19 protein-coding genes are annotated in these 24,377 nt (G+C 64.2%); 11 read left to right on the top strand and 8 right to left on the bottom strand.

Annotated features, from left to right (window positions below; all coding sequences use genetic code 11):
• On the top strand, nucleotides 1-2,064 hold the full coding sequence (uvrB, locus tag E3T29_RS02900) for an excinuclease ABC subunit UvrB (protein ID WP_134343999.1): 2,064 nt from the start codon (nucleotides 1-3) through the stop codon (nucleotides 2,062-2,064).
• A gap of 107 nt (nucleotides 2,065-2,171) precedes the next feature.
• On the opposite strand, the gene E3T29_RS02895 is transcribed toward uvrB, so the two are convergent.
• The 3 genes from E3T29_RS02895 to E3T29_RS02885 are packed head-to-tail and all read right to left on the bottom strand — an operon-like array spanning nucleotide 2,172 to nucleotide 6,345.
• The gene (locus tag E3T29_RS02895; RefSeq protein ID WP_134343998.1) at nucleotides 2,172-5,015 is read right to left on the bottom strand and encodes an FtsX-like permease family protein; all 2,844 of its coding nucleotides are present in this window, start codon (nucleotides 5,013-5,015) and stop codon (nucleotides 2,172-2,174) included.
• Nucleotides 5,012-5,740: an ABC transporter ATP-binding protein gene (locus E3T29_RS02890; protein WP_134343997.1), complete on the bottom strand. Its 729-nt coding sequence runs from the start codon at nucleotides 5,738-5,740 to the stop codon at nucleotides 5,012-5,014. Before E3T29_RS02890 ends, E3T29_RS02895 begins: the two co-directional genes overlap by 4 nt.
• Entirely contained in the window at nucleotides 5,737-6,345 is a 609-nt protein-coding gene (locus E3T29_RS02885) for a PadR family transcriptional regulator (RefSeq protein WP_134343996.1), read from the bottom strand. Before E3T29_RS02885 ends, E3T29_RS02890 begins: the two co-directional genes overlap by 4 nt.
• A 205-nt stretch (nucleotides 6,346-6,550) precedes the next feature.
• Here E3T29_RS02885 and uvrA point away from each other — a divergent pair, with 205 nt between their 5' ends.
• The 10 genes from uvrA to E3T29_RS02835 all read left to right on the top strand — a co-directional run bounded on the left by uvrA (nucleotide 6,551) and on the right by E3T29_RS02835 (nucleotide 18,136).
• Nucleotides 6,551-9,418, top strand: a complete 2,868-nt coding sequence (gene uvrA, locus E3T29_RS02880; RefSeq protein WP_134343995.1) for an excinuclease ABC subunit UvrA — start codon at nucleotides 6,551-6,553, stop codon at nucleotides 9,416-9,418.
• A gap of 14 nt (nucleotides 9,419-9,432) precedes the next feature.
• Nucleotides 9,433-11,325 carry an excinuclease ABC subunit UvrC gene (uvrC, locus tag E3T29_RS02875; protein WP_134343994.1) on the top strand — a complete coding sequence of 631 codons (1,893 nt, stop codon included), beginning with the start codon at nucleotides 9,433-9,435 and terminating at the stop codon, nucleotides 11,323-11,325.
• Between the two features lie 88 nt (nucleotides 11,326-11,413).
• Nucleotides 11,414-12,289, top strand: coding sequence for an RNase adapter RapZ (rapZ, locus tag E3T29_RS02870; RefSeq protein ID WP_092340098.1), 876 nt, complete (start codon nucleotides 11,414-11,416; stop codon nucleotides 12,287-12,289).
• Between the two features lie 81 nt (nucleotides 12,290-12,370).
• Nucleotides 12,371-13,360, top strand: coding sequence for a DNA-binding protein WhiA (gene whiA / locus E3T29_RS02865; protein ID WP_104090362.1), 990 nt, complete (start codon nucleotides 12,371-12,373; stop codon nucleotides 13,358-13,360).
• A 124-nt stretch (nucleotides 13,361-13,484) separates the two neighbouring features.
• Complete coding sequence (locus E3T29_RS02860) at nucleotides 13,485-14,111, top strand: superoxide dismutase (protein WP_104090360.1); 627 nt, start codon at nucleotides 13,485-13,487, stop codon at nucleotides 14,109-14,111.
• A gap of 111 nt (nucleotides 14,112-14,222) precedes the next feature.
• A complete protein-coding gene (gene gap, locus E3T29_RS02855; protein ID WP_134343993.1) occupies nucleotides 14,223-15,230 on the top strand; it encodes a type I glyceraldehyde-3-phosphate dehydrogenase in 1,008 nt (335 codons plus the stop codon).
• A 10-nt stretch (nucleotides 15,231-15,240) separates the two neighbouring features.
• Nucleotides 15,241-16,455, top strand: coding sequence for a phosphoglycerate kinase (pgk, locus tag E3T29_RS02850; protein WP_134343992.1), 1,215 nt, complete (start codon nucleotides 15,241-15,243; stop codon nucleotides 16,453-16,455).
• A complete protein-coding gene (gene tpiA / locus E3T29_RS02845) occupies nucleotides 16,446-17,246 on the top strand; it encodes a triose-phosphate isomerase (protein ID WP_174774984.1) in 801 nt (266 codons plus the stop codon). The genes pgk and tpiA overlap by 10 nt, the downstream gene beginning before the upstream one ends.
• A gap of 127 nt (nucleotides 17,247-17,373) precedes the next feature.
• Nucleotides 17,374-17,625, top strand: a complete 252-nt coding sequence (gene secG, locus E3T29_RS02840) for a preprotein translocase subunit SecG (protein WP_092340102.1) — start codon at nucleotides 17,374-17,376, stop codon at nucleotides 17,623-17,625.
• A gap of 142 nt (nucleotides 17,626-17,767) precedes the next feature.
• The gene (locus E3T29_RS02835; protein ID WP_092107849.1) at nucleotides 17,768-18,136 is read left to right on the top strand and encodes an RNA polymerase-binding protein RbpA; all 369 of its coding nucleotides are present in this window, start codon (nucleotides 17,768-17,770) and stop codon (nucleotides 18,134-18,136) included.
• A 63-nt stretch (nucleotides 18,137-18,199) separates the two neighbouring features.
• Here the strand turns inward: E3T29_RS02835 and pgl are convergent, their stop codons facing one another.
• The 5 genes from pgl to tal form a co-directional block, all read right to left on the bottom strand.
• Nucleotides 18,200-18,991 carry a 6-phosphogluconolactonase gene (gene pgl / locus E3T29_RS02830; RefSeq protein WP_134344391.1) on the bottom strand — a complete coding sequence of 264 codons (792 nt, stop codon included), beginning with the start codon at nucleotides 18,989-18,991 and terminating at the stop codon, nucleotides 18,200-18,202.
• Between the two features lie 2 nt (nucleotides 18,992-18,993).
• Nucleotides 18,994-19,956, bottom strand: coding sequence for a glucose-6-phosphate dehydrogenase assembly protein OpcA (locus E3T29_RS02825; protein WP_134343991.1), 963 nt, complete (start codon nucleotides 19,954-19,956; stop codon nucleotides 18,994-18,996).
• A complete protein-coding gene (gene zwf / locus E3T29_RS02820; RefSeq protein WP_134343990.1) occupies nucleotides 19,953-21,494 on the bottom strand; it encodes a glucose-6-phosphate dehydrogenase in 1,542 nt (513 codons plus the stop codon). The genes E3T29_RS02825 and zwf overlap by 4 nt, the downstream gene beginning before the upstream one ends.
• Before the next feature lie 109 nt (nucleotides 21,495-21,603).
• A complete protein-coding gene (locus E3T29_RS02815) occupies nucleotides 21,604-23,205 on the bottom strand; it encodes a glucose-6-phosphate isomerase (protein WP_134343989.1) in 1,602 nt (533 codons plus the stop codon).
• Nucleotides 23,205-24,347, bottom strand: coding sequence for a transaldolase (gene tal, locus E3T29_RS02810; RefSeq protein WP_134343988.1), 1,143 nt, complete (start codon nucleotides 24,345-24,347; stop codon nucleotides 23,205-23,207). The genes E3T29_RS02815 and tal overlap by 1 nt, the downstream gene beginning before the upstream one ends.
• Nucleotides 24,348-24,377 lie beyond the last annotated feature (30 nt).

Here is a 24,377-nt window from a genome sequence, read left to right as displayed (position 1 = left end):
ATGGAACCCACGCGCTCTGTGAATCCGTTTGAAGTGGTCAGTGAGTACACGCCGAGCGGCGACCAGCCGGCGGCGATCGCCGACCTGGCTGCCCGAATCAATGCCGGCGAAACCGACATCGTGCTGCTTGGTGCTACCGGTACCGGTAAGTCCGCCACGACGGCCTGGCTGATCGAGCAGGTGCAACGCCCGACGCTCGTTCTGGCCCACAACAAGACCCTCGCGGCGCAGCTGGTCAATGAGTTCCGCGACCTCATGCCCAACAACGCGGTCGAGTACTTCGTCTCGTATTACGACTACTATCAGCCCGAGGCCTACGTTCCGCAGACCGACACTTTTATCGAGAAGGACTCTTCGATCAACGAGGAAGTCGAACGATTGCGGCATTCCACCACCAACTCGTTGCTGAGCCGCCGGGACGTGATCGTGGTGTCGACGGTGTCGTGCATCTACGGTCTCGGTACGCCGCAGGGCTATCTCGATGCCATGATCGCCCTGCAGGTCGGTCAGAAGGTCAGCCGCGACTGGTTGGTGCGCAAATTTGTGGCCATGCAGTACAAGCGCAACGATGTCGATTTCTCGCGGGGCAATTTCCGGGTGCGCGGCGACACCATCGAGATCATCCCGATGTACGAAGAGCTCGCCATTCGCATCGAGATGTTCGGCGACGAGATCGAAGGCCTGTACAGCCTGCATCCGCTCACCGGCGATATCGTCAAGAAGCTCGACTCGGTCTCGGTGTTTCCTGGCTCGCACTACGTTGCGAGCGATGACGTTATGCGTCGGGCGATCGGGACCATCGAGATCGAACTGGCCGAACGCCTCGAAGTGCTCGAACGTGAAGGCAAGCTGCTCGAAGCCCAGCGACTGCGTATGCGCACCACCTTCGACCTCGAGATGATGGAGCAGATCGGATTCTGCTCCGGCATTGAGAACTACTCCCGCCACATCGATGCGCGCGAACCGGGGGAGGCCCCGCACTGCCTGCTGGACTATTTTCCCGACGACTTTCTCATGGTCATCGACGAGTCGCACGTGACCGTGCCGCAGATCGGTGCCATGTATGAGGGCGACTCCTCGCGCAAACGCACCCTGGTCGACCACGGCTTTCGACTGCCGAGCGCGCTCGATAACCGTCCGCTCAAGTTCAATGAGTTCAAGAATCGGGTCGGCCAGACGGTGTACCTGTCGGCGACGCCCGGCAAGTACGAGATGGGCATTGCGGACGGTATTGTCGAGCAGATCATCCGCCCGACCGGCCTGATCGACCCGCAGATCATCGTGAAGCCGAGCAAGGGCCAGATCGACGACCTGCTCGAAGAGATCAAGAAGCGCACCGAACGCAACGAGCGCGTGCTGGTCACAACGCTCACCAAGAAGATGGCCGAGAACCTTACCGACTTTCTCACTGAGGCCGGCGTGCGGGTACGTTACCTGCACTCCGATGTCGACACCCTGCGCCGGGTCGAGTTGCTCACCGAACTGCGCGCCGGCATTTACGACGTACTCGTCGGCATCAACCTGCTGCGTGAGGGCCTCGACCTGCCCGAAGTGTCGCTCGTCGCCATTCTCGATGCCGACAAGGAGGGTTTCCTGCGCTCGGCGACGTCCCTTATTCAGACGATCGGGCGTGCCGCCCGTAACGTGTCCGGCGAGGTGCACATGTACGCCGACCGGCTCACCGTCTCGATGGAGAAGGCGATCGACGAGACCGACCGTCGGCGAGAGAAGCAGGTTGCGTACAACACCCTGCACGGCATCGACCCGACCCCGCTGCGCAAACGCATTGGCGACATCACTGAAGCGCTCGCTCGCGAGGAGGCCGACACCGCCGAGCTCCTGGCCGGCCGCGATGCCCGGCGCAAGACGTCGACGCCCAACCGTCGGGTCGGCCTAGCCGCCAACGGTGCCAACGATCTGGAGTCGATCATCGCCGACCTTAACGGACAGATGCTCGAGGCCGCCGGAGAGCTCAAGTTCGAGCTCGCCGCCCGTCTGCGCGATGAGCTCTCTGAACTCAAGCGCGAACTCCGCCAGATGGAGAAGGCCGGCCACCTGCAGTAGCCGCCGGTCGCACACCCCTCGTGGCACGTGTTTGGGAAGCTGGCACTGGTTCAAACACGTGCCAACTTCTCAAACGAGTGCCACGAGAGCGTATGCCGCCGGCCGGGTCAGTCGAACGCGGCCCGGTTGCTGAAGCGGGTGCGGTTACTGCCGGCCGTGAGTGCACCGCCGACCGCCACGAGCGCCGGGAGCGCCACCACGATCAGGGCAATTTGCAGCCACGGGGGAGTGAACGGCAGCAGCGAGAGCCCCGCCGTGTCCCGGGTCAGCGACAGCGCGAGTGAGGGCACCAAACCGAGCAGCACCCCAATGACGCTGCCGAGGCCCACGATCACCACCGCCTGCCAGAACCCGAAGGCCCGGCGCACCCGCGGTGATGCCCCAAGCGAGGTGAGCACGGCATTGTCTCGGTGCCCATCGGCGCGGGCGAGTCCGATGGTGATCGACGCCGTGACCAGGGCGATGATTGCCGTCAAGGCGAGCAGGGTCCAGGTCCAGGTCGCGCCATACGCCTCCGGGCCCGTCTCCGTTTGCAGGTTGAACCCCGGCGAAATGGCGGCGAGCGCACCTTGGGCATGATCATATTCTGCCTGGGTCGGGCTCGCGCCGATGCTGCTGACGACCATTGACGGCCGGTAGTTCAGGTTTGACGCGTCAGCCGTGGACGTCAGCATGAAAACGGCGTAGGGCAGCGGATGCTCGGGCTGCTGCACGCTCCCGGCCAGTGACACGCTGCGACCTGGCTCCAGAACAGAGTTGAGCTCCGTGACCCAGTCGATACGGATTTCTCCGTCAACGACGTACTGCTCATAGGTAGCGACACCTCCACCAGCGGTGAGCGTTGCTCGGGACTCCGCCGACACGGGTTCGCCGAGAATCGCGGCGAAGTCCGCCAGATCGCCCACCCAGATGTGGTCGTTCATACTCGAGTTCATCATCGTGTCGAGAAAGTACGGAGTAGGGCAGCGGATGTCGGTAGGCGTGTCCTCATGGCTGGCATCCATTCGAGTTGCATCACTCGGACACACCGTGTCGGCGTCGATCCGTGGGTAGGCGAAGGTGGGCGCATCCGAGGTTGTCCCGTCGGCAGCCGCGTCGCCGAAGCCCATCGGCGGGTCCTCTGCACTTCTTAGCAGTCTGGCCTGAGCGCTCGGAAAACTGCTCTCAACGGCGTCAACGACGTCGGGCCCCGTGGTTTGCAACACTCGGTCGTAGGGCGGCTCATTCTGGGTAATCATGAGACTCACCGATGCTGTGTCTTGCGGGGCGCTGTAGGTGTAGCCACTGGTCGAATTCACCTGCATCGTTGAAATGAGACTCATCGCAAAGGTCGCCACGAAGACGCAGCTCATGATGGCCGCGAGTGCCGGTACGCTCCGCCCGGGGTTTCGCGCCACATCGCGGGTCGCAAGCCGTGCGCCTGGTCCGAACCGGGATGCCACGCGGGCAGCCCACCGCAGAATCAGGGGAGCGATGAAGACCGCCCCGATCTGCATGATCACAGGGCCGGCGACAATGAGGGCGATCCCGAAGTTGGCCAGTGCTATCTGGTAAACGGGTGCGTAGGCGGCGAGCTCGACCACTCCGCCGGTGACGGCGATGACCGCACCGAGGGCCAGTAGAACAAGTCCAGCAACCGGGCGGCGGCGCGTGACCCGCGGCGGGCGCTGGGCACCACGCAGGGCGGCCAAAACGTCGATCCGGCCGGCGGCCCGGGCCGGAACCGCGGCAGCGCACCAGCCGGCGAGCACAGCGAAGACCGCGATGACGAGCAGCGACACCAGATCGAGGTGAAACCCCGGATACCGGGCCGCGCTGCCATTCGCCGAAATCTGCATGAAGATCCAGGCGCCGGCGAGGCCGAGTACGGTTCCCAGTGCCGCTCCGAGGGCGCCGAGGATGACGCCGCCGAAGGACATGACGCGAAACAGCATCCGCTTGTCGCCGCCGACGCTCGCGAGGGTCGCGAGAGTGCGCTGCTGGGTGCGGGCGCCGACGGTAAAGGAGGCGCCCGCGAGCAGGGCCACCTCGAACAGGGCGAATCCGCCGAGCAGGGCGATGAACAAGTTCATGGAGGTGTTCGAGGTATCGCCATAGCTATAGATGTAGCTGCCCACCGGCGGCGGGTCGAGCAGAACGGTGCGCGACAGCACGGTGGCGCCGCGCGGGTTGAGCTCGCCGATCTGGCTCCAGGTGAGCGGGGTGTCGGGCAAGTACCACTCAGTTAGCAGGTCGTCATCGTCGGGCATTACGCCGTCGAAGACTGCGGGCATGCCGTAGAACGACACCGCAGCGTCGTCGAGACTCGCGGTGTGAATCGTGCCAACAATGGTGAATGATTCGGCGATAGGTGCCGTGATCACGGCCTTCGACCCGATCTTTGCTCCGAGCCGTTCGAGGGCGGCAGCGGTCACCATGATCTCGTCGTCAGCGGTCGGTCGTGTTCCCGCCGTCACCTCCCATTTTCCGACGAAGGACGGGTCCCACGGCTGTCCCTGCACGGCCGGAAACGACCCGAGCCCGTCTTTCGTCTCCACCACGACGGCGGTCGACCGAATGGAGAGCAAACGGGTGTCGGCGGTAAACAGCGAAGCGGCCGTGACGGGCTGCGGCTCGATGGACTGCGCGGCATCGGCACGCGCCGCCTCGTCGCGGTAGCCCCAGTGCCCGTCGTTCAGCGGGTCTTGGGTGAATTTCGCGTCCGGCGCTGCGACGATGCTGACCCGCGCCTCGGTCGACCCGAGCTCGAGCTTGACACGTTCGGCGGGGGTCGCGACATTGCTCGCGGTTACCGTGGTGATTCCGACCATCCCGAGCACCGGAATCGCCACGAGCAGAGCGATCAACGCGCTGCGACCGCGTGATTGCCCGGCCATGCGGCGAGCAATCCGAAACGCAATGAGCGTTCCGCCCGAGCGTTTGCCCGCAAGCGACCCCCCGTCACGACTCATGCCTGTAGTCCGGTCAACAGGCTCGATACAGCGGATGCCCGCGACTCGTCCACGATGCGCCCGTCGCGTAGAAAGACGATCCGGTCCGCCCACGCTGCGTGGCGGGCATCGTGGGTGACCAGAATGCCGCCGGTACCGGCGTCGACTCGGGAGCGCAGCATCCGCAAGACGAGTTCACCGGTCGTGCTGTCGAGGGCGCCGGTGGGCTCATCGGCGAGAATCAACGACCGGCCGCCGACGACCGCGCGGGCAATGGCGACGCGCTGCTGCTGGCCACCGGACAGGTCAGAGGGAAAATGCCCGGCCCGGTCACCGAGCTCGACGATAGTGAGGGCGTCGAGGGCCGGGCGGTGCGCCTTCTTCGAGGTCCAGCCGTCGAGTTCGAGCGGCAGGCTCACGTTTTCGAGCGCGGTCAGCGAGGGAATCAGGTTGAAGTCCTGAAAGACGAAGCCGAGGCTGCGGCGACGCAGCGTCGCGAGCTCGCGGGCCGAGAGCTGGCTGAGCCAGTGCCCTTCCACGACGACCTCGCCCGACGTCGGTGGGGTGAGTCCGCCGGCCACGGTGAGCAGCGTCGACTTTCCCGAACCGGATGCCCCCATCACCGCCACAAGCTCGCCGCGGCTCACCGACAGGTCGACGCCGGCCAGGGCCGTGATCGCGGTCTCGCCACGGCCGTACTGCATCGAGACACCGTCGAGGTGTAAAAGAATATCTGACTCGGTCATGCGTTGGCCTGCACTGTCTTGGCCGGTCGTCCGCGCTTGGGAACGTCTGTGTTGAGCGGCAGGGGATCGGCGAGACCGGCGGCTCGCGCCCGGGTGAGCCGGCTTTCGGAGTGATCGAGCCAGCGCGCCTCGGCCTCGGCCGCGAAGATGAGAGAATCGATCACGAGCAGCCAGGCCAGCTGCTCCGACGATTCCGGGTCTGCGGTCGCGTTCTTGGTGCGCGTCAGTTCCTGCAGGGTGCGCATTGTCGCGGTGCGCTGCACCTGAATCACCTGGGCAATATCCACGCCGGGCAGCGTGACCGCAATCGCAAGCTTGATCGCGAGCTCGTCGCGGGTCGCCATGGTGCGCACCACGGGGGAGCCGAGCCACTCGGCGACCTCCGCGCGGCCGGCATCCGTTATCTCAACGTAGTTCTGACCATCGGCGTCAATGTCGGCCTTCTGCACCAGGCCGTCCCGCTCGAGCCGGTCCAGGGTGTTGTAGATCTGGCCGACGTTCAGCGGCCAGGTCGACCCGGTCCGACGGTCGAACTCGGCCCGCAACTGGTAGCCGTAGCACGGCCCCTGGTTCAGGATGGCGAGAAGACTCTGGCGAACGGACATAAGACCTCCGATAATTCGACGTTGCTAATAATTACCGAGTATATACATACCCGGCCAGCCGAGGTAAGAAATCGTTGCAGGTGTCGCCGAAGTCACGACTCTGTGCAACGGCCTCGCGGCGGCACAACACATGCCATGAGCGCAATCCGCAAGTGAGAGGCGTCGCCGGTACAAGACTGTCAGCGGCGTTGCATAGACTCGATGGGTGTCGATTACCAAGGTAGAAACAGGTCCGAAACTCAGTGTGCGCGGAGCCCGCGTGCACAATCTCCACAACGTGGATCTGGAGATTCCACGCGACTCGCTCGTGGTCTTCACCGGACTGTCGGGGTCGGGAAAGTCGTCGCTCGCCTTCGACACCATCTTCGCCGAGGGCCAGCGCCGCTACGTCGAGTCACTCTCGGCCTACGCCCGGCAGTTCCTCGGCCAGGTCGACCGGCCCGACGTCGACTTCATCGAGGGCCTGAGCCCGGCCGTGTCGATCGACCAGAAATCCACCAACCGTAACCCGCGGTCCACGGTCGGTACCATCACCGAAATCTATGACTACATGCGCCTGCTCTGGGCCCGCATTGGCGTGCCGCACTGCGCCATCTGCGGCGAGATCATCCAGTCTCAGACCGTGCAGCAGATCGCCGACCAGCTCATGGAACTGAAGGCTGGCATTCGCTACCAGGTGGTCAGCCCGGTCGTCTCGCAGAAGAAGGGCGAGTTCGTCGACCTGTTCCAGGAACTGGCTGGCGGCGGCTACTCCCGCGCGATTGTCGATGGCACCCAGATTCAGCTGAGCGAACCGCCGATTCTCAAGAAGCAGCAGAAGCACGATATCGCGGTCATCGTCGACCGGCTCGTCGCCGGCCCTGAGCTGCTTTCCCGCCTCACCGACTCGCTTGAAACAGCCCTCAAACTCACCGACGGGCTCGTGCAGATCAATTTTCTCGACGAAGAGGGCGACAAGGCCTGGCAGAACTACTCCGAGAAGCTGTCCTGCCCGAATAACCACCCGGTTCAGCTCACCGAAATTGAACCGCGCACCTTCTCCTTCAACGCGCCGTTCGGCGCCTGCCCGGAGTGTTCAGGGCTCGGAACCCGCATGTCCGTCGATGAAGACCTGTTGCTCGGCGACCCCGATCTGAGCATCGCCGAGGGTGTCGTGCTGCCCTGGACCACCCAGGGCAAGGGCCTGTTCCAGTACTACGAGAAACTACTCGACGGCCTCGCCCGCGACCTCGACTTCTCGCTTGACACGCCCTGGGGTGAGCTCACCACCGAGGTACAGAACGCCGTCATGCGCGGTGACAACTTCGAGGTGCGGGTCAAGTGGAAAAACCGCTACGGCCGGGAGATGAGCTACACCTCCGGGTTCGAGGGTGTTGTGCCCTACATTGAACGCCAGTACCTGCAGGCCGACAGCGACACCCAGCGTCAGCGCTGGTCCGAATACCTGCGTGAGGTCGACTGCCACGTCTGCAACGGCACCAGGCTCAAGCCCGAGGTGCTCGCCGTGCTCGTTCACGAAGCGAGTATCGCGGATGTCTGTGCGCTCAGTTTGACCGACGCTCGCGCGTTCATGGACAAGCTCACCCTCACCGACCGGGAGGCCGCCATCGCCGCCCAGGTGCTGCGCGAGATTCGGGCACGCCTCGACTTTCTGATTCGGGTGGGCCTGAACTACCTCAACCTGTCCCGGGCCGCGGCGACCCTCTCGGGCGGTGAGGCGCAGCGCATCCGCTTGGCGACGCAGATCGGCTCAGGGCTCACCGGCGTGCTCTACGTGCTCGATGAACCCAGCATCGGCCTGCACCAGCGCGACAACCGGCGCCTGATCGAGACCCTCGTGACCCTGCGCGACCTCGGCAACACGCTCATCGTGGTCGAGCACGACGAAGACACCATTAAAACCGCCGACTGGATCGTTGACATCGGCCCTGGCGCCGGCGTTAATGGCGGGCACGTCGTGCACTCCGGCTCCTACGAAGGCCTGCTGGCCAACACCAAGTCCCTTACCGGCGACTACCTGGCCGGGCGCAAGTCCATCGCCATCCCGACCACCCGACGCCCGATCGACCCGGAACGCCTGATCGGCGTTACCGGCGCCGAGGCCAACAATCTGCAGAAAGTGTCGGTGACCTTCCCGCTCGGCACCTTCACTGCCGTTACCGGGGTCAGCGGCTCGGGCAAATCTTCGCTCGTCAATGACATCCTCTACCGGGTGCTCGCCAACCGGCTCAACGGCGCCCGCAAGCTGCCGGGCAAGCACACCAGGGTCACCGGCCTCGAGCAGCTCGACAAGGTCATCCACGTCGACCAGGCGCCCATCGGCCGCACGCCACGCTCCAACCCGGCCACCTACACCGGTGTGTTCGACAAGATCCGCACCCTGTTCTCGGAAACCATCGAATCGAAGACCCGCGGTTACCTCCCCGGCCGGTTCAGCTTCAACGTCAAGGGCGGGCGCTGCGAAGCCTGCTCGGGGGACGGCACCATCAAGATCGAGATGAACTTTCTGCCCGACGTTTACGTCGCGTGCGAGGTGTGCGGGGGAGACCGTTACAACCGCGACACCCTCACCGTGCACTACAAGGGCAAGAATATCGCGGAGGTACTCGATATGCCGATCAGCGAGGCGGCCGACTTCTTCGAACCGATCTCGTCGATCCATCGCTTCCTCAAGACCCTGGTCGAGGTCGGACTCGGCTACGTACGCCTCGGTCAGAGCGCCACCACCCTGTCCGGCGGCGAAGCCCAGCGGGTGAAGCTCGCGACCGAGCTGCAGCGGCGTTCCAACGGCCGCAGCGTCTACGTGCTCGATGAGCCCACCACCGGGCTGCACTTCGAAGACGTGCGCAAACTGCTGCTCGTGCTCAACAGCCTCGTCGACAAGGGCAACACCGTCATCGTCATCGAACACAACCTCGACGTCATCAAGTCTGCCGACTGGGTCATTGACCTCGGCCCGGAGGGCGGTTCCGGCGGCGGTAAGGTACTCGCCACCGGTACGCCGGAGCACCTCGCCACGGTCAAGAAGAGCTTCACCGGTTCCTTCCTGAAGGAGGTCCTGGCTGCCGGCTAGGCGGCCTCACGGCCATGTCTGATGCCCTGAGCTATCGCCCGAAAACGGGCGAGATTCCCACGACCCCCGGGGTCTACCGTTTTCGCGACGCGACCGGGCGTATCCTTTATGTCGGTAAGGCCAAGAACCTGCGGGCTCGGCTGAGCAACTATTTCGCCCCGCTCCACAGCCTGCACGAACGCACCCGCCGTATGGTCACCACGGCCACCGGCGTCGAGTGGACTGTCGTCGGCACCGAGGTCGAGGCCCTGCAGCTCGAATGGATGTGGATCAACGAGTTCGATCCGCCGTTTAACGTGCAGTTCAAGGACGACAAGTCCTACCCGTACCTCGCGGTCACCCTCGCCGACGAGGCGCCGCGGGCCTTGGTCACCCGCACCGAGGGCATCAAGGGTGCCCGCTATTTCGGGCCGTACCCCAAGGTCTGGGCCGTTCACGAGACCATCGAGCTCATGCTCAAGGCCTTCCCCATCCGTACCTGCAACAACGCCAATTACAAGCGGGCCATGCAGAGCGGCAAGCCGTGCTTCGCCGGCCAGATCGGGCGGTGCTTCGGCCCCTGCTCCGGACTGGTATCGATCGAGGACCACCGCACGATCGTCAACGAGTTCGTCAGCTTCATGGGCAGCCACGACAAGAAGCTCATCAACGAACTCACCCAGCAGATGAAGGACGCCGCCTTGGCGCAGCAGTATGAGATCGCTGCGAAACGACGCGACCAGGTGCGAGCGCTCAACGCCGTGCTCGAGAAGAGCGCCGTCGTGCTGCGCGACAACGTCGACATCGACCTGTTCGCGGTCGAGCAGGACGAACTCGCGGCCGCCGTGCAGCTGTTCATCGTGCGCGGCGGGCGCATCCGTGGTGTGCGTGGCTGGATGGTCGACAAAGAACTCGACGTCACCAGGAGCGAACTCATCGATTCCATGATGCAGACCGCTTACAACCACGACGCCCTGCCGCCGCGCGAAATCGTACTCCCCGAACTGCCCGACGATGCCGAAGCCCTCGAAACCTGGCTGGCCGACCTCGCCGGTCGCAAGGTACGCCTCGTGGCAGCGCAGCGCGGGGAAAAGGCTGCCCTGCTGGTCACAGCCGGCAACAACGCCAAGCAGGCGCTCATGCTCTACAAAACCCGTCGCAGCTCGGACTTCGTGGCACGCTCCAAAGCGCTCGAAGACATCCAGGACGCTCTCGAAATGCCAGCCGCCCCGCTGCGAATGGAATGCTACGACGTATCGCACCTCAGCGGCACCAACATCGTCGCGTCCATGGTCGTCTTCGAAGACGGGCTTCCGCGCAAGGACGAATACCGCCGCTTCAACATTCCCGAATCAACCGACGACACCGACTCGATCTACCAGATCCTCACCAGAAGACTGGCCTACCTGAAGCCCGAAACGTTGGCAGCGGATGCCGTGGTCGTTGACGCCGCTACGACCGACATTATTCAGGTCGAACAGAAGCGTGCCAAATTCAAATACCAGCCAAACCTGCTCATCGTCGACGGAGGCCAGCCGCAGGTTGCCGCCGCCAAACGGGCCCTCGCCGAATCGGGCGTCACCGGAATTCAACTGTGCGGAATCGCCAAACGGCTTGAAGAAATCTGGCTCCCCGATTCCGACTACCCGGTAATCCTGCCGCGCAACAGCGACGCGCTGTTTCTGATCCAGCGCATTCGTGATGAAGCCCACCGGTTCGCAATCACCCACCAGCGCATTCGGCGCAAGAAAGACATCAGCTCGATTCTCGGCGAAATCGCGGGGCTCGGGCCGGCCCGGGTGAAAGTTCTGTTGCAACATTTCGGCTCGGTGGCGCGCCTCAAGGTCGCTTCGGCGGCCGAAATAGCGGATGTCCGCGGCATCGGCCCCGTGCTGGCCGAGTCCATCCACGCGCACCTGCGCTCCTAAACACTTGAACGCCTGAACGCAACCGAAACCGTCCGGCGCTCGGTAGGCTTGACTATCCACCAATTTCTCATTAAGGCGATTTCCACGAATGACTACGGACCCCGACAAGCAGGAAGTGCTGATCGTCACGGGAATGTCCGGGGCGGGACGCTCCACCGTAGCCAACGCGTTGGAAGACCTGGACTGGTACGTCGTCGACAATCTTCCGCCGCAAATGCTGCGGCCCCTGGTTGATCTGGTCGAACGGGCTGGTACGAATCTGCCCAAAATCGCCGCAGTCGTCGACATTCGCGGCCGCGATTTGTTCGGCGATTTCCTCGAAACCGTGCAACAACTCCGCAGCAACACCCAGGTCCAGGTCATCTTTCTGGAAGCCAGGGACGACGCGCTGGTGCGCCGGTTTGAATCCGTGCGCCGCCCGCATCCGCTGCAGGGCGATGGCACCCTGCTCGACGGCATTGCGGCCGAGCGCTCCCGGCTGCTCGCCGTTCGGGAGTCGAGTGACCTCGTCATTGACACCTCCGATCTCAACGTGCACCAGCTCGCGACGACGATCACCGAACGGTTTGCGGCCGAGGGGCGAGCGGGTGTGCAGCTGACCATTTTGAGCTTCGGCTTCAAGTACGGGCTGCCGACCGACGTCGATCTGGTGGCGGATGCCCGATTCCTGCCGAACCCCTTCTGGATCCCCGAGTTGCGCGCGCACACCGGCATTGACCCGGAGGTGAGAGACTTTGTACTTGCCCAAATTGGTGCCCTCGATTTCATCGACCACTACGCCGCCGCCATGGCGCCGGTGCTGGCGGGATACCAGCGGGAAAATAAACGTCACGCCACTATCGGCATCGGCTGCACCGGGGGCAAGCACCGCTCCGTTGCGATGGCTAGAGAACTGGCTTCTCGACTCGAACAACTTCCCGGAGTCGCGGTCAATATCAAGCACCGCGACCTCGGACGCGAATAAGCGAGCCCGGGCGCAGCATCCGGCTCCCCGGGCTTTTATCACTCAGACGTAACGCAACTGATCAACAGAATGGAAAAGCGATTGGCACTCACCGCCGACGTTAAAGAAGAACTTTCGCGCGTGGAGGTCTCCAAGACCACCGTGCGCGCGGCCGAATTGGCCACGATTCTCCGATTCTCCGGCGGATTGCACATGATCAGCAGCCGCATCGCGATCGAGTCCGAACTCGATACCGCCATTCTGGCTCGCCGGGTTCGCAAAGATCTCGCCGAGTTGTACGGGGTGCGCAGCGCCCTGCAGGTCATTGCCGCCACCGGCATCCGTCAGTCCAGCCACTACCTCGTGCAGGTGATCGAGGGCGGGGAGACGCTCGCACGCCAGACCGGCCTGCTGGATGCCCGTCGCCGACCGATTCGTGGTCTGCCGAACCGGCTGACCACGGGCTCGCGAGAAGAGATCGCAGCCGTCTGGCGCGGTGCCTTTCTCGCCCACGGCACCTTGACCGATCCGGGGCGCTCTGCGGCCCTCGAGGTGATCTGCCCTGGCAACGAGGCGGCCATGGCACTGGTTGGAGCGGCCGGCCGGCTGGGCGTCGCGGCCAAGGCACGCGAAGTGCGCGGAGTGCACCGCGTCGTGATCCGCGACGGTGACGCCATTGGCGCCATGCTCGTGCACATGGGCGCGACCAACACGGTACTCAACTGGGAAACCCTGCGTCAGCGTCGCGAAGTGCGCGCCACCGCCAACCGCCTGGTCAACTTCGACGACGCCAACCTGCGTCGTTCCGCCGAGGCGGCCGTCGCCGCCTGCGCTCGGGTGCAGCGTGCCATGGACATTCTCGGCGAAGATATTCCCAAGCACCTGCGCTACGCCGGAGACCTGCGCCTCAACTTTCGCGACTCCAGCCTCGACGAGCTCGGCCATCACGCCGACCCGCCCATGACCAAAGATGCCGTCGCCGGTCGAATTCGTCGCCTGCTGGCCATGGCCGACAAGAAAGCGGTCGAGCTCGGCGTCGAAGGAACCGACGTTGACTACCCGGTTCACCCCGATGACGTTTCACCCCGGTAAATCGCGCGATCGCGACGCGCGAAGTCACGAATTCTGTGCCGCGCAGGCCTCGCGGGTAGACTAAATAGTCACTTACAACGCTGCCGCACCCGGTGCGGTGGCACAACTCACAAGGAGATAAGTAATGGCCGAATACACCCTGCCCACCCTTGACTATGACTATGCCGCTCTCGAGCCCAGCATCAGCGGCACCATCATGGAACTTCACCACGGCAAGCACCACCAGGCGTATGTCACCGGCGCAAACACCGCGCTGACCCAGCTCGCCGAGGCCCGCGACAGCGGCAGCCTCGCCAACGTGAACAAGCTGGAGAAGGACCTCGCCTTCAACCTCGGCGGCCACGTCAACCACTCCATCTTCTGGACCAACCTCTCCCCGAACGGCGGAGACAAGCCGGTTGGCGAGCTCGCCGCAGCGATCGATGACAACTTCGGTTCCTTCGACAAGTTCCAGGCGCACTTCACCGCTGCCGCCCTGGGCGTGCAGGGTTCCGGCTGGGCAGTTCTGGCCTGGGACTCCATCGGCCAGCGCCTCATCATCCAGCAGTTCTTCGACCAGCAGTCCAACTTCGCTGCTGGTACCGTTCCGGTACTCATGCTCGATGTCTGGGAGCACGCCTACTACCTCGACTACCGCAATGTGCGGGCGGACTACGTCAAGGCATTCTGGAACATCGCCAACTGGGCGAACGTTCAGGAGCGTTTCACCGTGGCACGCGAGAAGACCAACGGCCTGCTGCTACTCTCATAGCCTGCCGGTGCCCCACCCCCGCATTTCGGTGCGCGGGCGGGGCACTGCTGTTTTCCTCCAGTACTATTTTTCATCGCGCCACTCGGCGCCCTTTTCTAACAGGAGTTATTTGTGTCCGTAAAGATCGGCATCAACGGATTCGGCCGTATTGGCCGTAATTACTTCCGCGCAGCCCTCGCCAAGGGCAGCGACATCGAAATCGTCGCCGTCAACGACCTCAGCGACCCCGCGTCGCTCGCTCACCTGCTTAAGTACGACTCCGTCGCCGGCCGTTTGAACGCGACTGTCGAGGTCGACGGTGACAACATCGTCGTCAACGGCAAGCCCATCAAGGTTCTCGCCGAGCGCGACCCGGCCAACCTGCCTTGGGCCGCCCTGGGCGTAGAGATCGTCATCGAGTCCACCGGACGCTTCACCAAGGCCGTCGATGCCCAGAAGCACATCGAGGCCGGCGCCAAGAAGGTCATCGTGTCCGCCCCGGCGACCGGTGCCGATGTTGCAACGCTCGTGCTCGGTGTGAATGAAAGCACCTACGACGCCGCGATCCACAACATCATCTCGAACGCGTCCTGCACGACGAACTGCCTCGCGCCGCTCGTCAAGGTCTTCCTCGACAACTTTGGCATCGAGCGTGGCCTCATGACCACAATCCACGCCTATACCGCGGACCAGAACCTTCAGGATGGCCCGCACAGCGACCTCCGCCGTGCCCGTGCCGCTGCGCTGAACATCATCCCGACCTCGACCGGTGCCGCCAAGGCCCTCGGCCTGGTCATCCCGGAGAGTATCGGCAAGCTTGACGGTTACGCGCTGCGCGTTCCGGTTCCGACCGGCTCGATCACCGACCTCACGCTCACCGCATCACGCCCGGTCACGGTCGAAGAAGTGAACGCTGCCTACAAGGCTGCAGCTGAGGGCTCCCTCAAGGGCATCCTCAGCTACACCGAGGACCCGATCGTGTCGAGCGACATCGTCGGCGACCCACACTCCTCGATCTTCGACGCCGGCCTCACCAAGGTGATCGGCGACCAGGTCAAGGTCGCTTCCTGGTACGACAACGAGTGGGGTTACTCCAACCGCCTCGTTGACCTCACCGAGTTCGTCGCCGAGCGACTCTAACGGCCGCGCGGTGACGTTACGCACGATTGACTCGCTAGGTTCGCTTACCGGCAAGCGGGTTATTGTCCGCTTCGACCTGAATGTCCCGCTAAAAAGCGGGCAGATCACCGACGACGGACGAGTGCGGGCGTCACTGCCCACCCTCAACGCCCTCGTCGCTCAGGGCGCCCGCGTGGTGATTGTCTCTCACCTCGGGCGCCCCGACGGGGCCGTTGATCCTCAGTACAGCCTCGAGCCGGTGGCCTCCCGGCTGAGCGAACTGGTCAACCTCCCGGTTGCCTTCGCCACCGACACCGTTGGCGCCTCGGCCACCGCGGCTGTCGCAGCACTGGAAAACGGCGAAATCGTCGTGCTGGAAAACCTGCGCTTCAACGCCGGTGAAACCAGCAAAGTGGATGCCGACCGCGTCGCGTTCGCCCAGCAGCTCGCGCTGCTCGGTGACGCCCTTGTTTCGGATGGCTTCGGCGTAGTCCACCGCAAGCAGGCCAGCGTCTTCGATCTGGCCTCGCTGCTGCCGAGCGCGGCTGGCCTCCTCATTGCGACCGAGCTCGACGTGCTTGATCGTCTCACCGAGAAGCCGGAAGCGCCGTACACCGTCATCCTCGGCGGTTCCAAGGTCAGCGACAAGCTCGGCGTCATCGGACACCTGCTTCCGCGCGTGAATTCTCTGCTGATCGGCGGCGGCATGCTCTTCACCTTCCTCGCCGCCCAGGGCCATAAGGTTGGCGCAAGCCTGCTGGAAAGCGATCAGATCGAGACGGTGCGCGGATATCTGGCCGAGGCCGATCGCCTCGGCGTCAAGATCGTGCTCCCCACGGACGTCGTCGTGGCCTCGAAGTTCGGTGCAGATGCCGAACACGTGATCACCCCGGCCGACGGCATCGAGAACACCCCGTTCGGTGCTTCCGGTCTCGGCCTGGATATCGGGCCAGACACGGCGGCGGCTTTTGCTGAAATCATTCGTGCGTCCCACACCGTGTTCTGGAACGGCCCGATGGGCGTATTTGAACTCGCACCGTTCGCGGAGGGCACCCGCACGGTAGCCGCCGCTCTCACCGAGGTCACCGGCCTCAGCGTGGTTGGTGGCGGCGACTCGGCTGCTGCCGTGCGTATCCTCGGTTTCAACGACGACCAATTCGGTCATATTTCTACCGGCGGTGGCGCGAGCCTCGAGTTCCTCGAGGGCAAGCGTCTACCAGGACTGGAGGTCCTCGGATGGCAGTGAACATTAACCCTCGGCGTACTCCGCTGATTGCGGGCAACTGGAAGATGAATCTGGACCACCTTCAGGCCATCGCTTTCGTGCAGAAACTCGCCTGGAACCTCAAAGACGCCAACCACGACTTTGCCGCGGTCGAGGTGGCAGTTTTTCCCCCGTTCACCGATCTGCGCAGCGTGCAGACTCTGGTATCGGCCGACAAACTTCCGCTGGCCTTTGGCGCGCAGGACGTGTCGGCCCAGGATTCCGGTGCGTATACCGGCGAGATCTCGGGTGCTTTCCTGGCCCAGCTGGAATGCCAGTACGTCATCATCGGGCATTCCGAACGCCGTACCCTGCACAATGAGACCGATGAGCAGGTCGCCGCAAAGGTGACCGCCGCGCTCAAGCACAACCTTGTGCCGCTGATCTGCGTTGGCGAGAGTGCCGAAGACCTCGCGACGCACGGTCCGAGCGCCGTTCCGGTCGCCCAACTGCGGGCCGCCCTCGCGGGTGTCACCAACGCGGCGGACATCGTCGTCGCGTATGAGCCGGTGTGGGCCATCGGGTCCGGGCAGGCCGCCACGCCGGAGCAGGCCGAACAGGTCGCCGCGGCGCTGCGTGGCGTTCTCACCGAGACTCTCGGCCAGGACGTAGCCGACAAGACCCGCATCCTCTATGGCGGTTCGGTCAAGAGCGGTAACATTGCCGCGTTCATGCGGGAACCCAACGTGGACGGTGCCCTGGTTGGCGGTGCCAGTTTGGATATTCCGGAGTTCTCCAGCATCATTCGGTATCACAAGCACGTCGGCGTCTAAACCGACGCGTTCCTGACATCGCCGGAGCGAGGCGGTTGCCGCTGGCAACCGCCTCGCTCCGGCGTGAAGGTATAATTACGTTGTCTAGGCGCCAGAGTTGCGCCCACCGTGTTTTGAAAGGTTTCGTGTGGAGATTCTCCAGGTCGTCATGCAGGTGCTCGTCGGTATAACGAGCCTCCTGCTCACCATGCTCATTTTGCTGCACAAGGGGCGGGGCGGTGGGTTGTCGGACATGTTCGGTGGCGGCGTAACCTCCAACCTCGGCGCATCGGGAGTTGCCGAGCGCAACCTCAACCGCATTACTGTCATTCTGGGACTGCTGTGGATCTCCTGCATCGTCGTTCTTGGATTGATCACCAAGTTTGATACAGGGGCTTAACTTTTCGCCCTGTGCGGAGTTACCCTGAAGCGAAGTCACCCAGAATTCTGGGCACAGTTATTCACCAGCACATCTCAGCACCAGCAGCAGCAATAAGAGCTCGACTGCAGCACACAACTGCACGGATATACGGAGGAACAAGATGGCATCAGGCGGAAGCGCAATTCGTGGCTCGCGTGTCGGCGCAGGCCCCATGGGCGAGCAGGACCGCGGTTTTCACGCGGATCGCATCAAGGTTTCCTACTGGGACGCACTCGGCAATGAGACCGTACGGTACTTTGCCGCGAGCCTTCCCGACGAGGAAATCCCGGTCACCATCGATTGCCCATCGTCCGGGCTTCCCGCCGGCCGCGATAAAGAGAATCCTCCGTCCGTGGTGAAGCTTGAGCCCTACAAGACGCATCTGGCCTATGTCAAGGAACGTCGAACCGAGGAGGAAGCAGAGTCGCTCCTCGAGGAGGCCCTCAACCAGCTGCGCGTTCGTCGTGGCAAGTTGTCACCCACGAACTGACGTGTAACACAGCAAAGACCGGCCCTCGAGAGATCGAGGGCCGGTCCTTTTTCGTCGGGTCGCCTAGTACGTGGGCGCGATGAGGTTTTCAGGAACCTGGGCGGCAGCGTCACTGTCGACGAAGAACATCGTTCGGTACCGACCCTTGATGCCGGCAGCGGGGACCTCGTCACGGCTCGCGCCCGCCAGCGCCAGCCCGAGCGCTGAGGCTTTGTCTGAGCCGGCCAGAACAAGCCAAACCCGGTCAGAGGAGTTGAGTACCGGTCTCGTGAGCGACAAGCGGTCAGCGGGCGGCTTGGGGGAGTCGTGCACGGTGATGACACTCGCCTCACGCTCCCGAATACCTGATCGGTGGGGGAACAGCGACGCAATGTGGCCATCCGGGCCAACCCCGAGAAACGTCACGTCGAAGCGCGGGTACCGGGCACCCTCCGGTGCGTGGGAGAGTAATTCTGCCGTGTACCGGGCCGCCGCTGCTTCCAGGGCGTCGTTACCGGCACCGACATCGATCGGGTCGTCCGAAGCACCGAACGCGTGGATGTTTTCCTTCGGAACGTCGATATGGTCAAGGAGAGCATCCCGGGCCTGCAATTCGTTACGCTCGGGATCGGTGCGGGGCACCCAACGTTCATCTCCCCACCAAAAATTAACCCGGGACCAGTCAATGGTGTCGCGTGCGGCCGACTCATTGATGGCGGCCAACACGGCAATACCAACGGAACCACCGGTCAGAACAACATTGGCCGCGTCCTGCTCCTGCAGAACATCGACCATGTTCGTCAGGAAACGTGCAGCGACCGACCCGGCCAGCGCCTGCTTGTTCTGGTGCACCAGCACGCGTCGATCATTTGTCACGGTCACACTCCGGTTCCTTGGGACACCACGTCATCGAGTTGCGGCAGTCCGCGCGTGATGACCTCACCATACAGGTCGTCGGGATCCAGCCGCCGCAGTTCGTCGGCCAGACAGTCGCGCAGGCTGCGACGCTTGAGCGTCAGATCCTGCACCGGTTGCCCCGGCTGGCTGAGCGTGGCGATGTCGGGCACTTCACGCTCGAGCGAGATCGTTCCCGATGCGCGGGTGAGATGAACCCCGTGCACACCATTGGCGAGAGGGCCGGTGGTCAGCTCGCAGTCCACGGGCACCTGGAGCTGCATCTGCAGCCAGGCAGCCAACAGCGTGGTCGACGGCGAAGCGGCAGCACCGGCGACCCGAATACCGACGATCGGTTCATAGGGGGGCTGGTCCAGCACGGCCGCCAGCTGGGCGCGCCAAAGGGTCAGACGGGTCCAGGCGAAGTCGGTGTCGCCGGGGCGGTAGCTTCCGCACAGGTGATGCAGGGCTGCCTGCGGATCCGGCTGCGCCGACGCATCCGTTATTCTGCGGTAGGCGATGCGTCCGAGCGGTGAGTCGCCGGGAACGGCCGGAGCGGTACCCGGCCACCAGGCGACGACGGGAGCATCGGAGAGCAGCAGACCGGTGACCAGGCTCTCCGGGTCGTTGGCGGCATCGCCGTACACACGCAGAACGATGACCTCGCTCGCGCCAGCATCACCGCCCACTCGAATTTCTGCGTCCACGCGTGCGTCGGGTGTGGCCGCGGTGGAGCCGGGCTCCTGGGTCGACACGACGATGACGCGCATCGGATGCTCGCGGGAGGCATCGTTGGCGGCCTCGATGGCCTCCTCCTCGTGCCCGAGAGTCGAGGCAATGATCAGGGTGAGCACACGGCCGAGGGCGACAGCGCCACCCTCTTCCCGAATACGCACGAGCGCCTTCGAGATCTTCGCGGTCGTGGTGTTGGGCAGATCGACGATCATGGACGCCTCCAGGTGCGGCCATCGCGGGCCAGTAGATCATCAGCGGATGTGGGGCCCCACGTTCCAGGGCGGTATTGCTCCGGCTGCCCCTGCGTGGCCCAGTACTCCTCGATCGGGTCGAGAATCTTCCAGGACAGTTCGACCTCTTCGTGACGGGGGAACAGCGGCGGGTCGCCGAGCAGCACGTCGAGGATGAGCCGCTCATATGCCTCAGGGCTGGCCTCGGTGAATGCGTGGCCGTAACCGAAGTCCATGGTCACATCCCGTACCTGCATAACCACGCCGGGCACTTTCGATCCGAACCGGATCGTAACACCCTCGTCGGGCTGCACCCGAATCACCAGGGCATTGTGGCCTAGTTCGGCCGTCTGGCCGGGGGCAAAGAGGTACTGCGGGGCGCGTTTGAACACCACGGCGATTTCGGTGACGCGACGGCCGAGACGCTTGCCGGCGCGCAGGTAGAACGGCACTCCCGCCCAGCGGCGCGTGTCGATGGTCAGGCGCATCGCGGCGTAGGTCTCGGTGACCGATTCCGGGTTCATACCGTCTTCTTCGAGAAAACCGGCAACCTTTTCACCGCCCTGCCAACCGCCGGCGTACTGGCCGCGCGCGGTTCCCAGACCGAGGTCGGCGGGCAGCCGAACCGAAGCGAGCACCTTTTCCTTCTCGGCGCGCAGGTCGGCGGCGTCGAACGAGATCGGTTCTTCCATTGCCGTCAGGGCAAGAAGCTGCAGAAGGTGGTTCTGAATAACGTCGCGCGCGGCACCGATGCCGTCGTAGTAGCCGGCGCGGCCGCCAACACCGATGTCCTCGGCCATGGTGATCTGCACGTGCTCGACGTGGTTGGCGTTCCACAGCGGTTCAAACATTTCGTTGGCGAAGCGCAGCGCCAGAATATTCTGCACCGTCTCTTTGCCGAGGTAGTGGTCGATCCGAAAGACGGAGTCGGGCGGAAAGACCGACTCGACGACGTCGTTGAGCTGCCGCGCTGTCTTCAGATCGCTGCCGAACGGCTTCTCGATGACCACGCGACGCCATTGACCGTTTTTTTGCTCGGCCAAACCGGATCGGCGCAGCTGCTCGGTGACCTGGGGGAATGCCTTCGGCGGAATGGCCAGGTAGAACGCATGGTTGCCCATCGTTCCGCGTTCCCGGTCAAGCTCGTCGATCGTCTGGGTGAGGCGGGTGAACGCCTCATCGTCGTCAAAGGTGCCGGACACGAAGCGGATGCCCTCAGCCAGCTGCCCCCAAACGTCCTCGTTGAACTCGGTGCGGGCGTGTTCCTTGACGGCGTCATGCACAACCTGCATGAAGTCCTCGTTGTCCCAGTCTCGGCGAGCGAAGCCGACGAGGGCAAAGCCGGGGGGCAGCAGCCCTCGGTTAGCGAGGTCGTAAACCGCGGGCATGAGTTTCTTGCGCGCCAGGTCACCGGTGACGCCGAAGATCACGAGGCTGGACGGCCCGGCGATTCGATTCAGACGATAGTCGGACGGCGACCTGAGCGGATTAAACTCCGGGGTGATTTCCACCGGGGACATGCAGCTCCTTTGACGGGACAGTGCAGAAAATTGAGGACACGAAAAACGCAGGTGGTGCAGAAGCGGGTGGGGTTCCTCGCGGCCGGTGGCGGAGAGGAACCCCGGTTGGTTAGCCTAGGGCGTCGAACAGCGTGCTGATGTTCTGCTTGGGCTGGGTCAGGGTCAACGTCAGCACCGGACGCCCGTGCTCGGCGAGCACGCTCGCGTCGCCACTGGCCTGCGCCTGGATGAGTTCGCCGAAAGTGAACGGACGCTCGGGAATGTCGAGATCCTCGGCCGGCGTGGCCAGAATTTGCAGGTAGACGGCCGTTGCCGGTCCGCCCTTATGGAACTGCCCGGTGGAGTGCAGAAAGCGCGGTCCCCAACCGAAGGTAACCGGACGCTTCGACAGGGTGGCGAGCCTGGTGCGAATCTCGGCCAGTTCCGGCAGCGCGAGACGGTCGACGTAGGCCTGGACGGCGACGTAGCCGTCGGGGCCGAGCTCTTCGAGCAGGGCGTCGATCGCCGAGGCGAGATCGCTTGCCGCTCCGATGACGTGCGGCGTGCCGCGCACTTCGATGCCGTCCGCGATGAACGCGGCCGGCTCCGGTGCGGGGCGGGCGTCGAGCAGACCACGCGTGGCGATCTTCGCCGACTCCACGTCGGGCTGGTCGAACGGGTTGATCCCCAGCAGACGGCCGGCAACGACCGTGGCGTATTCCCAGACCATAAACTGCGCGCCGAGGGTTCCGCTGACGCGAATCTCGTCGCCCGTTTCGCTAAACAGCTCGGTGCCGGCGTCAGCCACAACGCGCACGAGCTGCAGGTCGGGCAGCGTTTCGGTCAGTTCCGGAGCATCCAGTTCCAGCACGACCGGCAGGATGCCGGTGCCGAGCTTGCCGGTGGATTCCGCGATCAGCTGTTCGACCCAGTCAGCGAAGCCCACAATGTGCGTGCCGTCCGAGACGATCGCGAGCTTGTCGCGGCGCGGGCTGGTGGCGGCGATCGCCGCCCCCAGAACGAGTCCCGGGTTCTCCGGCGAGTCAACGGCCAGAGCCAGCGCGACGGACTCGGCCTCGTCGAGAAGCGCACCGACGTCAACACCGGTCAGGCCCGATGGCACCAGGCCGAAGGCGGTCAGCGCGGAGTAACGTCCGCCGACGGTGGGGTCGGCGTTGAAGACGCGGTAGCCGGCTTCACGAGCGGATGCCTCGAGCGGCGACCCCGGATCGGTCACCACGATGATGCGTTCAGCCGGGTCGATGCCGATGGCGCGGAACGCACGCTCGAACACGCGACGCTGGCTGTCGGTCTCGACGGTCGAACCGCTCTTGGACGAGACGACCAGGGCCGTTTCGGCCAGGTTATCCTTCAGCGCGGACAACACCTGACCGGGGTCAGTCGCGTCGAGCACGGTGAGGTTCACGCCGGCCGTGCGGGTGATGACCTCGGGCGCGAGCGACGAGCCCCCCATGCCGGCGAGGGCAATCTGGGTGACGCCGCGAGCCTGCAGAGTTGCCCGCAGCTCCACGATCTCGGCCACGAGGGGGCGGGACACCGCGACGGACTCCGTCCAGCCGAGACGCAACGCGGCCTCAGCTTCGGCTTCCGGTCCCCAGAGGGAGGGGTCGAGGGCGGTGATGCCGGAGGCGACCAGGTCTGTGACCAGGGTGGGCACGGTGACGCGAACGGCGTCAGCTGCAGCGCCACTCACCGAGATGCGAAAGCTCATTAGACTGCCGAGCTGGTCGGGACCACGGTGGTCGACGCGGCGGTGAGAGCGGTCTGCACGGTGTCCAGCAGTTCGTTCCAGGACACCTCGAACTTGGACAGGCCTTCTTCTTCGAGCAGACGGGTGACGTCGTCGTAGGAGACGCCCTGGGCCGCCAGCGCGTCGAGGACGGCGTTCGCGGCGGCGTAGGAGCCGGTGACCGAGTCGGCCGGGATGACGCCGTGGTCGGCGGCGGCCTGCATGGTCTTCTCCGGCATGGTGTTGACGACCTCGGGGGCGACCAGCTCGGTCACGTAGAGGGTGTCGGGCAGGCTGGCATCCTTGACGCCGGTCGACGCCCAGAGCGGGCGCTGCTTGGTGGCGCCGGCCTTGATCAGGCCCAGCGCACGCTCGCTGCTGAATGCCTGCTCGTAGACCTGGTAGGCGAGCTGGGCGTTGGCGACGCCGGCCTTGCTCTTCAGGGCGAGGGCTTCGGGGGTGCCGATCGCCTCGAGGCGGGCGTTGATCTCGGAGTCGACGCGCGACACGAAGAACGACGCAACCGAGTGAATCGTGGAGAGGTCGATGCCAGCCGCCTTGGCCTGCTCGAGTCCGGCCAGATAGGCGTTGATGACCTGGCGGTGACGCTCCAGGCTGAAGATCAGGGTGACGTTGACACTGATGCCGAGAGCGATGGTCGCCGTGATGGCTTCCAGTCCTTCAACCGTCGCGGGGATCTTGATCATCGCGTTGGGGCGGTTGACCTTCTTCCAAAGCTGCTGGGCTTCAGCAACCGTGCCAGTTGCATCGCGGGCGAGGCTCGGCTCGACCTCGATCGAGACGCGGCCATCCTGGCCGTTGGTCGAGTCGTAGACCGGGCGGAAGATGTCGCATGCGGCGGCAACGTCGTCCGTGGTGATGGCGAAGACCGCGTCGGTCACGTTCGTACCGGCAGCGGCCAGGGTCGCAACCTGCTCGGTGTACGCCTCACCCTTGGCGAGGGCGCCGGCAAAGATAGTCGGGTTCGTGGTGACACCGACGACGTTGCTGTTCTTGATCAGGTCCTGCAGCCCGCCGGAGTTGATGCGCTCACGGGAGAGGTCGTCTAGCCAGATGCTGACGCCGGCGGCGGACAACTGGGCGAGAGGGGAGGGGGTAGTCATTGTCAAATTCTCCTAATACTGCTGCCTTCA

The organism is Cryobacterium sp. TMT1-66-1, from assembly GCF_004403435.1.
In the GTDB taxonomy this organism is placed as follows: domain Bacteria; phylum Actinomycetota; class Actinomycetes; order Actinomycetales; family Microbacteriaceae; genus Cryobacterium; species Cryobacterium flavum.
Note: the sequence above shows the minus strand (reverse complement) of the source record. Positions and strands in the feature narration are given on the sequence as shown.